Source organism: Halomonas sp. IOP_31 (assembly GCF_021151495.1).
In the GTDB taxonomy this organism is placed as follows: domain Bacteria; phylum Pseudomonadota; class Gammaproteobacteria; order Pseudomonadales; family Halomonadaceae; genus Modicisalibacter; species Modicisalibacter zincidurans.
In genome coordinates, this window is the sequence record NZ_JAIRBP010000008.1 from 40,071 (window position 1) to 52,709 (window position 12,639).

The window sequence follows — 12,639 nt, forward strand, 5'->3', positions numbered from 1 at the left end:
CGCAAGGGCACTGCCATGCGAGGGTTGATTGCTGCGGCCTTGACGCTGCTGCTGTGCGGGACGCTAGCGGCCGCAGAGTCGGCGCCCCCTGACGTGCGCATGCTGTTCGATGTCTCGGGAAGCATGAAGCGCAACGACCCCAACCGCCTCAGCGACAGTGCGCTGGAACTGATGGTGACGTTGTTGCCCGAGGGCGCACGCGGCGGCCTGTGGACATTCGGCAGCCGCGTGGCCAACCCGCTGCCGAGTGCGACGGTCGACGCGGACTGGCGCCAACGGGCGTTGGCGTTGAAACCGGCGCTGTCCGACTATCAGCAATACACCGATATCGAACAGGCGGTCCGCGAGACGGCCAGCGCGGCGCCCGCCGATGGCAAGCGGCACCTGATACTGCTCACCGACGGGATGATCGACATACCCGGCGGCGGTGAGCGTGGCCGTAACGAGGCGTCACGCCAGCGCCTGCTGAAGCAGCTGGCGCCCACCCTGGCCGACGAGTCGGTGGTGGTCCATACCATCGCCTTTTCGTCGGGAGTGGATTCGAGCCTGCTCGCGGGCGTGTCCCGCGAAACCGGCGGTCTCTACGCGGTCGCCGAGGATCCCGCGGCATTGCTGCGGGCTTTCCTCGATGTGTTCGACCGTATCTTCCCCCGCGATCAGGTGCCGCTCGACACCCAGAGCTTTCCGATCGACGAGCGTGTCGATGCGTTCTCGGCCTTGCTGTTTCACGACCCGGACTCGCCGGAGCCGGCGCTGATCGGCCCCGACGGCACCCGTCACACGCTGGAGGAGCACTCCCCTGCGATCCGTTGGCAGCACCAGCCGCGTTTCGACATCATCCGCGTTCCGCAGCCCCAGGCCGGGAAATGGCGTATCGAAGGCGAAGTCGGGCCCGACAGTCGGATCAGCATCGAGTCGGACCTGGCACTTCGCGCTCCGCAACTGCCGACGACCCTCTATCAAGGCTTCGAGACGCCGATCGAGGCCAGCCTGAACCAGCCGGATACGGCGACCGACGCGCCGCCGGGGCTCGAGATGCGCGCCGAACTGCGTGACATCGACGGCCGGGTGCGCCAGTCGGTCGTCTTGGAGCGCGACGGCGACAGTTATCGCGGCGTTCTGGCACCGCCGCGCAAGGTCGGCAATGCACGCCTGGCGGTGGTCGCGAAGGGTGATCGGTTCATTCGCGAACGACGCCAGGCGGTCAACGTACTGGCGCCGATCAGCGCCAAGCTCGATGAGGCAGCCGGCAGCGTCGCGCTGCGCGCCGAGCATCCGCTGCTTAACAGCGACAACACGCGGATCGCCGCCACACTGCAGGGCGAGTCGTTGACGGTCCGTACGCAGGGCGACAAGCGCTGGCGGGTCGTGCTGCCGGCGATCGACGAGTCGCTTTCGCTGGCGTTGACGCTGACGGCCAACGTGACGCTGGATGGCGATACGCGAACCATCGAGCTGCCCCCGGTGATGCTCAACCCCGAGGCCGATACCGGGCTGCGCGGGGTGAGCCTCGACCGACCCGAGGCCGAGGTCCTCGAGGAAGCAAAGCCGGATCAGCAGCCCGCGGCTTCCGGCTCGTCGCTCGATGCGCTGGGCGATGCGCTGGGGCAGTGGCTGGCGGCGTTGCCGTCCAGGCTCGAGTCGCTGTGGGAAAAGGCGCCGACGAACTTGCAGCAGGCCGCCCGCGAAACGCGCCGGAATCCGCTGTGGTGGCTGCTGGCTGCGCTGGTCGTGCTGTTGCTGCTCTGGCGCCGGCGTCGCAACGCCCGGCGGCGTCGGCGGCATCGGCGGCGTGGTGCGCGCCGCCATCACGCCGAGCGGGAGGAGCCCCATGTGTGAGTTGCTGGGCATGAGCGCCAACGTGCCCACCGATATCTGCTTCAGCTTCGCCGGCTTTTTGCATCGCGGCGGACGCACTGGACCGCATCGCGACGGCTGGGGCATCGCTTTTTACGAGCAGGGCGGTTATCGCGACTTCCGCGATCCCAGCCCCTCGGCGGATTCGCCGATCGCCCGTTTGATCCGCGACTATCCGATCAAGTCCCACGTGGTGATCAGCCATATCCGCCAGGCCAATGTCGGTAACGTGCGCCTGGCCAATACCCATCCCTTCACCCGCGAGATGTGGGGGCGTCCGTGGTGCTACGCTCACAATGGTCAATTGCAGGGCTGGGACGCGCTGGCGCTGTCCTTCTACCGTCCAGTGGGCGATACCGACAGCGAGCATGCCTTTTGCTGGTTGCTCGGCGAGTTGCGTCAGCGCTTTGCCGAGCCGCCCGCCGAGCCCGGCCCGCTGTGGACGACGCTGCATGCGCTGTGCGAGCAACTGCGCGGTCTGGGCGTGTGCAATCTGCTGTTCTCGGACGGCGTGCATCTGTACGTCTACTGCTCGACCAAGCTGGTTCATCTTACCCGCCGTGCGCCGTTTGGCCATGCCCATCTCAGCGACACCGAGATGAGTGTCGACTTTCGCGAGCACACCACACTCAACGATGTGGTCTCGGTGATGGCCACCGAGCCCTTGACGGCCAACGAGGACTGGACCGCCATGCAGCCGGGGGAGCTGCTGGTCTGGCGCGACGGCGAGATTCAGGCCCGCTACAGTGCCGATACAGCGGCACGGCCGGCGATTGAACGTTAGTTTGAATCGGTCGTTTTACGTCCGGGTGCGGTCTGCTAAGGTAAACCGAACTGGCCGTGCCCAGGGGCCTGCGGCCATAAAGCGCACCGGCGGATCGCTTGCCGAGTGGCAAAACAAGAAAGTCCGTCGACTCCGGTCGAACGCATCAGCGGAGATCAGCTCATGAGCCAGCACGCCACTGCGCCTCATATTTCCGGACCGGCCCTGCAGGGGTTGGAGGATTACGCCACGGTGACCGATGTCTTCGCGACTTCGGTCGAACGCTTCGCCGACAAGTCGGCGTTCAGCTGCATGGGCCAGGTGTTGCGCTATCGCGACGTCGACCGTCTGGCGGCGGATTTCGCCGCCTGGCTGCAGCACGAGACCGAACTCGAGCCGGGCGATCGCATCGCCATTCAATTGCCGAACCTGTTGCAGTTTCCGGTGGCGGTATTCGGTGCGCTGCGTGCCGGGTTGGTGGTGGTCAACACCAACCCGCTGTACACCGAGCGCGAGATGCATCACCAGTTCGCCGATTCCGGCGCCAAGGCGATCGTGATTCTCGCCAACATGGCCGACAAGCTCGAGCGGGTGATCGACAAGACCGACATCCGTCATGTAGTGGTGACCGAGATCGGCGACCTGCATGGCTTGCCCAGGCGTGCGCTGATCAACTTCGCCGTGCGCCACATCAAGAAGCTGGTGCCGGCGTACTCGCTTCCCGGCGCCCTGGGCTTTCGCGACGTGCTGGCGCGCGGTGCCAAGCACTCGTATCGCCCGCTCGAGCGCGACCGCGACGACATCGCCGCGTTGCAGTACACCGGCGGCACCACCGGCCTCGCCAAGGGCACCATGCTCACCCATCGCAATCTGGTCGCCAACATGCTGCAGGCCCGGGCGGTGATCAGCGACGTGCTCGGCGAGGGCTGCGAGACGGTGATCGCGCCGTTGCCGGTCTATCACATCTACACCTTCACGGTGAACTGCCTGTTTCTGATGGAAACCGGCAATCACAGCGTGCTGATCCCCAATCCGCGGGACATCGACGGTTTCGTCAAGACGCTGCGCAAGATCCACTTCACCGGCTTCGTCGGGCTCAATACATTGTTCAATGCGCTGTGCAACCGCGAGGACTTCCGCGCGCTGGATTTTTCCTCGCTCAAGCTGACCATCTCGGGCGGCATGGCGTTGACCAAGGCTGCGGCTCAGCGCTGGGAAGAGGTCACCGGCTGCCCGGTCACCGAGGGCTACGGCATGACCGAGACCTCGCCGATCGTCTCGTTCAACCCGCCCGCGGCGATCCAGCTGGGCACCATCGGCAAACCGGTGCCGGGCACTTCGGTCAAGGTCATCGATGCCGACGGCAACGACCTGCCACTGGGCGAGGCCGGCGAGCTGTGCGTGCAGGGGCCGCAGGTCATGAAGGGCTACTGGAACCGCCCGGAGGACACCGCCAAGACCCTCGATGCCCAGGGCTGGGTGCGCACCGGCGATATCGCCGTACTTCAGGAAGACGGTTACATCCGCATCGTCGATCGCAAGAAGGACATGATCATCGTCTCCGGCTTCAACGTCTATCCCAACGAGATCGAGGACGTCGTCGCCGGTCACCCTGACGTGATCGAAGCGGCGGCGATCGGCGTGCCCGACGAGGACAGCGGCGAGGCGATCAAGCTGTTCGTCGTCGCCCGCAACGAGTCGCTGGACGCGGCGACCCTGCGTAGCTGGTGCAAGAAGGAACTGGCTGGCTACAAGGTGCCCAAGTTCGTCGAGTTCCGCGACGAGCTGCCCAAGACCAACGTCGGCAAGGTGTTGCGTCGCGAGTTGCGCGATTCCTGAGCGGATATCGCAGGTCGCCTGCAGCGATTGGCTCGCGGGTGCAGCAAGGCGATACAATAACCGGCCCGCCACGGCACGACCGTGGCGGGCCGGTCGTTTATTGAATTCAGCGAGGACGATTTGCGCGCTACCGCTTCGCATCCCGATGCTCTAGGGGCCCTGGACAGTCGCCGGGCCCAACTCGACGCCTGTCTGTTGCGCGACGCCCGCGAACAGGGGCGGCGCTTGGCCAAGCTGCGTCAGCGGGCCAAGGCCGGCCAGCCGATCGATCGTGCGCTGCGGGAGCTCGACGCGCGCCTGGCGAGTTCGCAGGCGCTGCTCGAAAAGCGCCGGGCGCAGCCGGTGATGCTGAATTATCCCGAGTCGCTGCCGGTTGCCGAGAAGCGCGAGAACATCCTCGCCGCGCTGCGCGCGCATCAAATCGTGGTGGTCGCCGGCGAAACCGGCTCGGGCAAGACCACCCAGCTGCCCAAGCTGTGCCTGGAACTGGGCCTGGGCCGGCGCGGGCTGATCGGCCACACCCAGCCGCGGCGGCTGGCGGCGCGCTCGGTGGCCACGCGGCTTGCCGAGGAGCTCGAGGTGCCGCTCGGCGCTCAGGTCGGCTACCAGGTGCGCTTCACCGACCAGACCAACGACGCCACGCTGGTCAAGCTGATGACCGACGGCATTCTGCTGGCCGAGACCCAGCACGATCCCGACCTCGAGCGCTACGAGGCGATCATCATCGACGAGGCCCACGAACGCAGCCTCAACATCGACTTCCTGCTCGGCTATCTCAAGCGGCTGACTCAGCGGCGGCCCGACCTTAAGATCATCATCACCTCGGCGACCATCGACGTCGAGCGCTTCGCCCGGCACTTCGCCCGCGACGACGGTACGCCGGCGCCGGTGGTTCAGGTCTCGGGGCGCACCTACCCGGTCGAGCTGCACTACCGGCCGCTGGTGCGCGACGCCGACGACGAGGAGGACCGCACCCTGCAGGAGGGCATCCTCCACGCGGTGGAGGAGATCGAGGCCATCGAGCGCGACAAGCGCTGGTTCAGCGGCCCGCGCGACGTGCTGATCTTCCTGCCCGGCGAGCGCGAGATCCGCGAGACCGCCGATACCCTGCGCCGCGCCGACCTCAGGGGCTCCGAGATCCTGCCGCTCTACGCGCGGCTCTCCAACGCCGAGCAGAACCGGGTGTTCCAGAGCCATGCCGGGCGACGTATCGTGCTCGCCACCAACGTCGCCGAGACCTCATTGACGGTGCCCGGGATCCGCTACGTGATCGACCCGGGGCTGGTGCGCATCAGCCGCTACAGCTACCGCGCCAAGATCCAGCGGCTACCGATCGAGCCGGTCAGCCAGGCCAGCGCCGATCAGCGCAAGGGTCGCTGCGGGCGTATCGCCGAGGGTGTGTGCATCCGTCTCTACAGCGAAGAGGACTACCTCGCCCGGCCGGCCTATACCGAGCCCGAGATCCAGCGCACCAACCTGGCCTCGGTGATCCTGTCGATGCTCTCGCTGCTGTCATTGAAACCCGATGACATCTCGGCCTTTCCGTTCGTCGACGCGCCGGACTCGCGCTTCGTCAAGGATGGTTTCCGGCTGTTGTTCGAACTCGGCGCGGTCGACGCGGGCAACCGGCTGTCGCCGCTCGGCCGGCGGCTGGCGCGGCTGCCCATCGACCCGCGGCTGGCGCGCATGGTGCTGGCCGCCGCCGAGCAGGACTGCCTGCGCGACGTGCTGGTGGTGGTCAGCGCGCTGTCGATCCAGGACCCCCGCGAGCGCCCGGCCGACAGGCGTCAGGCCGCCGATCAGAAGCATCAGCAATGGAACGATCCGGAGTCCGACTTCGCCGCCTGGCTCAATCTGTGGAACGGCTTCGAGGCGGCCCGCGAGGCGCTCTCGGGCAATCAGTTAAGACGCTGGTGTCGCGAGCAGTATCTTAACTACCTGCGGCTGCGCGAATGGCATGACACCTTCAGGCAACTGCGCCAGCTGCTGCGCGACATGGACATTCACGTGCCGGCCGCCGCCCCGGCCGAGACGTCCGCCGACGCTGACGAGGCGGGGCAGGCGGCCACACGTGAAGCCGTTCGTCGGCAACAGGCGACCTTCCACCAGGCGCTGCTCAGCGGACTGCTGTCGAACATCGGCCAGCTCACCGAGAACCGCGAGTATCTGGGCGCGCGCAACCGCAAGTTCTTCATTCATCCCGGCTCGGGGCTGGCCAGGAAATCGCCCAAGTGGCTGATGGCCGGCGAACTGGTCGAGACCTCGAAGCTTTATGCGCGTGACGTGGCGCGCATCCAGCCGGAATGGATCGAGCCGCTGGCGGGTCATCTAGTCAAGCGCAGCTACAGCGAGCCGCACTGGGAAATGAAGCGCGCCCAGGTGGTGGCCTTCGAACAGGTCACGCTGTTCGGCCTGCCGATCGTCGCCCGGCGCAAGGTGCATTACGGGCCGATCGCCCCCGCCGAGGCCCGCGAGCTGTTCATCCGTCGCGCGCTGGTCGAGGGCGAATACCGGACCCAGGCGGCGTTCTTCGCCCACAACCGAGCGTTGATCGATGAAGTCGAAGATCTGGAGGACAGGGCGCGAAAGCGTGATATTCTGGTGGATGAGGAAACGCTGTTCGATTTCTATGATCAGCGCTTGCCGGAAGAAATCGTCAACGGCAAGGGCTTCGAGCATTGGCGGCGCCAGGCGGAACGCGACGGCCCGGAGGTGCTCAAGCTCGACAAGGCCAGCCTGATGGCCCGCCAGGCCGATGAGGTCAGCGAGGAACACTACCCGGACACGCTGACGCTCAAGGGCGTGCGCTACCCGTTGAGTTACCATTTCGCGCCGGGCGCCGAGGATGATGGAGTGACGCTGACCGTACCCGCAGCGATGCTGTCGCAACTGCCGCGCCGGCGCCTCGAGTGGCTGGTACCGGGGTTGCTGCGCGAGAAGTGCATCGCGCTGCTCAAGTCGCTGCCCAAGTCGGTACGCCGCCAGGTGGTGCCAATCCCCGACTGGGTGGATGCCGCGCTCGAGACGCTGAGCCCCGACGATGTGCCGCTGAGCGAGGCGCTCGGCGAGTTCCTGCGGGTCAAGACCGGACTGCGGCTCGCTCCCGAGGACTGGCGCAGCGAGCAGCTCGAAGCGCACCTGGTGATGAACCTGCGAGTGGTCGATCATGAAGGCAGGGAACTGGGACAGGGCCGCGATCCAGCGGCGCTCGAGCGGCGTTTCGCCGCGGCCGCCAACGCCGGCGCCCAGGCCCTGGATGCGGCCGGTGACACCCGCCAGGCGGTCGACGACCTGCCCGAAACGCCACTGGCCGAGTCGCGCAGCACGACCCAGGCGGGCATTCGGGTCGCCGCCTACCCGGCGCTGGTCGAGCAGGGCGACGCCAAGCGCAATTCCAGCCGTGACGACAAGGCAAAAGCCGGCGCGCTGGCGGTGGCGCTGTTCGATCACCCGGCCAAGGCGCACCAGGCGCATCGACACGGCATCAAGCGGTTGGCGATGCAGCGCCTGCCCGAGCAGGTCAAGGCGCTCAAGCGCCTGCCGGGGCTCGAGCGCTGCGCGCTGCTGTTCGCCAAGGTCGGCAGCAAGGCGCAGCTCGCCGACGATCTGGTGGCGGCGGTGTTTCTTCACGAGATCGCCTTCGACCCGCTGCCCCGTTCGCGCCAGGCGCTGAGCGAGCGTCTCGACGAGCGGCGTGGCGAGCTCATGGCCTATGGCGAGGGTCTGGTGGCGACGCTGCAGCGCGCGCTCGAGGGCCATCTGGCGGTGACCCAGGCGCTGAAAGGCAACCTGAGCCTGTCGCTGGCGCTGGTCTATGGCGATCTCAAGGCGCAGATGCAGCGGCTGGTCCATCCCGGCTTCGTCAGCGAAGCAGGCGAATGGCTGCAGGAGTACCCACGTTACATGGAGGCGGCGCGCATCCGTCTCGAGAAGGCCCCGCGCGAGCGCATGCGCGATCAGATGCTGATGCAAGAGGCTCAGGACTTCGAGACCCGACTGGCCAATCGCCGTCAGGCCGAGCGTCGCGATGGCTGGGAGGACCCGGCGCTGGTCGAGTTCGCCTGGTGGATCGAAGAGCTGCGGGTATCGCTGTTCGCCCAGCAGCTGAGCACGCGCATGCCGGTATCCGCCAAGCGTCTCGAACGCCGCTGGGCCGAGATCACCGGTCGTCATGAGGCCTGAGGTGCCCAACGGGCGAGAGGCGGCTCGGCCGCCGTGAGGAGAACGCCATGACACACGCCGTGATTAGCGCTTTCCAGCGGCATTGCGATGATCTTCCGGCCAGCGCGCTGGGGGTGGTGTGTTCCTTCGGAGCCGGCTACAGTGCCGGCAGCATAATGTTACTAAAGGTGAGCTGATGGAAAACTTAGGTAAAGCAACTCTGGGGCTCGTTGCCGCGGCCACGCTCGCCGGCTGTGCCAGCCAGGCGCCGCAGGACGTCAATCCGGCGGACCCATGGGAAGGCTTCAACCGTCGCGTGTTTGCCTTCAACGAGACTATCGACCGTTACGCGTTGAAGCCGGCTGCCCAAGGCTACGATTTCATCACGCCGCAGCCGGTACAGGATGGCGTCGGCAACTTCTTCAGCAACCTCGGCGAGCTGCGCACGATCATCAATAGTGCCCTGCAATGGAAATGGGCCAATGCCGGGGTCGCCTCGGGGCGCTTGCTAGTCAATAGCACATTGGGGCTGGGTGGCGTCCTCGATCCGGCCACCCAGATGGGCTGGAGCGTGCGTGAAGAGGACTTCGGCCAGACGCTGGCGGTGTGGGGCGTCGGCGAAGGGCCTTACGTGGTGCTGCCGCTGCTCGGCGGGCGCACCCTGCGCCATGCCAGCGGGCTACCGGCGGACTGGTATACCGACCCGGTGACCTACGTCGAGGACGACGCCACCCGCTATGGCCTGCGCGGTCTCGAGCTGATCAATTACCGGGCCAGCGTGCTCGACCAGGAGCAGTTGATCCAGGGCGATCGCTACAGCTTTCTGCGCGATACCTATCTGCAGCAGCGACGCTTCAAGGTCAATGACGGCGAGCAGGGTCGCGACAGCTTCGCCGATGACGACTTCGATTTCAATGCGGATGATTTCGCAGAGTGAGAACTCGACTCCATGGTCAAGTCCCCTACGCTGATCGGTCTTCTCGACCGCCCCGGTGAGGCGCGTGATGCGCTGGCCGCGGCACTCGGCCTGGGCGCCTCCTATACGGTGACCGTTGCCGAGCATGTCGACGCGCTGCCCGCGGAGGTCGTGCTGATCGTTGCGCACGTGCGCGCGGTGAGCCTCGACGACTGGCCGCTGCTGGCGCGTCGGCTACCGACGATCGTGGTCACCGAGACGCGCATCGACGACGATCTGCTGCCGGCGGTCGACGCCGGCCTGGTCGACTATCTGGTCGAGCCGCTGCGCCACGCCGATGTGCTCAGGCGCCTGGTGGCGCGGGCCCTGGAGCATCGGCAGCTTGCCGAGGAACATGCCCGGGACCGTGCGCGACTGGCTGAGCTCAACGAAAACCTGGAAACCCACCTGGCGCTGCTGCGGCTCGACCAGCAAGCCGGCTGGCATATCCAGCGCAAGCTGCTGCCGGCGCAGCCGCTGGCGATCAATGGCGTGGCTTGCGATTACTGGTTGGCGCCATCGCTCTATTTGTCGGGTGATTTCCTCGATTATCAGCGTTTCGATGGCCGTTACAGCGTGTTCTACTTCGCCGATGTCTCGGGGCATGGCGCTTCGTCGGCCTTCGTCACGGTGCTGCTGCGCTATCTGTGCAACCGCTGGCTGGGCGAATGGGATGGGCAGCGCCCCGAGGCTCTGGCGCCTCGCTGGCTGGCCCAGCTCAACCGCGAGCTGCTCGACACCGGCATCGGCAAGCACGTGACGCTGTTCGTCGGGGTGATCGACCATGATCAGCGCGAGGTGCACTATTCGCTGGGCGCGCAATTGCCGATGCCGGTGCTGGTCGACAGAAGTCGGGGCGAGGTCGACGTATTGCGTGGTGAGGGCATGCCGGTGGGGCTGTTTCCGAACGTGGAGTATCCCGCCTATCGCGTGTCGCTGCCGGCGAACTTTCGCCTGTGGCTGTGTTCCGACGGGGTGCTGGAAGGCCTGCCGGGCAAGACGCTGACGGCACGGCTTGACGATCTCAAGCGACGCATCGTCGTCTGCGACGATCTGGCTACCTTGCGCACCGCCTTGATGGCGGGCGAGCAGGATGCCGCCACGGGTGGCGAAAAACGACCGGATGATTTGACTATTATGACGCTAAGCGGATTCGATCATGACAACGCATGACGGGCGATTGAAGGCGGCGTTCGATGGCGGCGTTTTCGTGCTCAAGTTATGTGGGGATGTTCGCTTGACCCTGTGTGCCACGCTGGACAATGAAGCCCAGCGACTGGCGGACATGCCGGGATTGACGACGGTGATCGTCGATCTGCGCGAGGCGACCAATGTCGATTCCACGGCGCTGGGCTTTCTGGCCAAGGTCGCTCTGGCGGTCAAGGCGCGGCTCGACCATCCGCCGACGATCGTCGTCGATCATCCCGACGTGCGCCGGATGCTCGACGTCATGGGCTTTTCGCGCTATTTCACGCTGGTCCAGGCGCCGATCGCCGAGCCGGCGGGCGGGCTGGCCGAGCTGCCGGCGGTAAAAGCCGACGAGGAGGGACTGCAGGAGCGCATCCTCGAGGCCCATCGCATCCTGATGCGCATGAACGAGCACAATCGTGCGGAGTTCCAGCCACTGGTCGACCTGCTCGAGGCCCAGCAGCAGCGCAGCGACTCCTGAAGTAGCGCGTTCCCCCCCGCATACTGGAGTCCCGGCCCATGGCGACGATGACATGCTGTCCGCCTGGGCCGTCCCGACGGGCCGGTCAAGAGCTGCTACCATTAGCGGCTCGTTGGGTCCCTCCCGGTTATTCGTCCGCCTTGACAAGGAGCGTTATGTTGCAGCTCGATGCGCGCCGCGTGGCGCTATTGGTGGCAGCCAATACGGCGCTTGCGCCATTGGCCATCGATGCTTATCTACCGGCCATTCCGGCGCTGGCCGCGGCGGTCGGGGCCAGCGTGCACCTGACCGAACTGTCGGTCAGCCTGTTCCTGTTCGGGTTCGCCGTCGGCCAGTTGATCTTCGGCCCGTTGTCCGATCGGTTGGGGCGGCGTCCGGTGCTGCTCGGCGGCATCGTGGTGTTCCTGCTGTCGAGCCTGGCGATCACTCAGGTCGAGAGCCTCGAGGCGCTATGGGCGCTGCGCTTTGTGCAGGCATTGGGCGGCGGGGCCTCGGTGGTCAACTCGGCGGCGATCGTGCGCGACTGCTTCAGTGGCCGCGAAGCGGCCAAGGTGCTCTCGACCATGGTGATGATCCTGATGCTGGCGCCGCTGGTCGCGCCGGCGCTGGGCAGCCTGCTGCTGTATCTTGCCGACTGGTGGCTGATCTTTGCCTTCCTGGCGCTTTATGCGGTCTTTCTGCTGTGGCTGTTGGGTCGCTATCTGCCCGAAACCCACGGCCGCGATCCCGAGGCGCCGAGCTTTGCCCAGGTTCTGGGCAATTATCTGACGGTGCTGCGCCATCGCGAGGCGATGGGCTATATCTGCGCGGTATCGATGTCGTTTGCCGGCATGTTCGCCTTCATTACCGGTTCGCCCTTTCTGTACATGGAGTATTTCGGCTTGTCACCGGCGGTCTACCCGTTCGTGTTCGGCGCCAACATCCTGATCATGGCCGGTTCCAACCGCATCAACATCCGCCTGCTCAAGCGCTCGTCGCCGCAGCGCAACCTGCTGTGGGGGCTGGGCATCCAGTTCGCTGCGGGGCTGGCATTGGTGGTGCTGTTCGCCACCGGGCTGGCTTCGCTCTACACGGTGGCGCCGCTGCTGATGGTGTTCGTCGGCATGCAGGGGCTGATCGGGCCCAATGCGATGTCGTCGATGCTCGATCATTTTCCTACAATGAGCGCGACGGCAACGGCGATGCAGGGCAGCATCCAGTTCTCCTCCGGGGCGCTGGCCGGCGTGCTGGTCGGTGCCTTCGAGATCCCCAGCGCCTGGCCGATGGTACTGACCATGATCGGCGCTTCGATCGCCGGCAACCTGGGAGTGCGTGTACTCTCGGGGCAGGCGCTGCGCGCGCAGAAACTGGCGACCGAGCAGGCGTAGTCACGTGCAAGGCCGATTGGCGATCGTG

The 12,639-nt window shown here is 66.1% G+C and carries 8 protein-coding genes; all 8 read left to right on the forward strand.

The features are described from left to right. Positions 1 to 15 precede the first annotated feature (15 nt). Positions 16 to 1,839, forward strand: a complete 1,824-nt coding sequence (locus tag K7I12_RS06330; protein ID WP_231663490.1) for a VWA domain-containing protein — start codon at positions 16 to 18, stop codon at positions 1,837 to 1,839. Then, entirely contained in the window at positions 1,832 to 2,641 is an 810-nt protein-coding gene (locus tag K7I12_RS06335) for a class II glutamine amidotransferase (protein ID WP_231663492.1), read from the forward strand. Before K7I12_RS06330 ends, K7I12_RS06335 begins: the two co-directional genes overlap by 8 nt. Before the next feature lie 162 nt (positions 2,642 to 2,803). Beyond that, complete coding sequence (locus K7I12_RS06340) at positions 2,804 to 4,459, forward strand: AMP-binding protein (RefSeq protein WP_231663494.1); 1,656 nt, start codon at positions 2,804 to 2,806, stop codon at positions 4,457 to 4,459. Positions 4,460 to 4,579: 120 nt separating this feature from the next. Continuing rightward, positions 4,580 to 8,641, forward strand: a complete 4,062-nt coding sequence (hrpA, locus tag K7I12_RS06345) for an ATP-dependent RNA helicase HrpA (RefSeq protein WP_442908024.1) — start codon at positions 4,580 to 4,582, stop codon at positions 8,639 to 8,641. Between the two features lie 175 nt (positions 8,642 to 8,816). Then, positions 8,817 to 9,557 (forward strand): MlaA family lipoprotein, encoded by a 741-nt coding sequence (locus K7I12_RS06350; RefSeq protein WP_231663497.1) that lies wholly within the window; start codon positions 8,817 to 8,819, stop codon positions 9,555 to 9,557. A 12-nt stretch (positions 9,558 to 9,569) separates the two neighbouring features. Next, entirely contained in the window at positions 9,570 to 10,748 is a 1,179-nt protein-coding gene (locus K7I12_RS06355; RefSeq protein WP_231663499.1) for a PP2C family protein-serine/threonine phosphatase, read from the forward strand. After that, positions 10,735 to 11,244 carry an STAS domain-containing protein gene (locus K7I12_RS06360; RefSeq protein ID WP_031383010.1) on the forward strand — a complete coding sequence of 170 codons (510 nt, stop codon included), beginning with the start codon at positions 10,735 to 10,737 and terminating at the stop codon, positions 11,242 to 11,244. Before K7I12_RS06355 ends, K7I12_RS06360 begins: the two co-directional genes overlap by 14 nt. 155 nt (positions 11,245 to 11,399) lie before the next feature. After that, entirely contained in the window at positions 11,400 to 12,611 is a 1,212-nt protein-coding gene (locus K7I12_RS06365) for a Bcr/CflA family multidrug efflux MFS transporter (protein WP_231663501.1), read from the forward strand. The last annotated feature ends 28 nt before the right edge of the window (positions 12,612 to 12,639 follow it).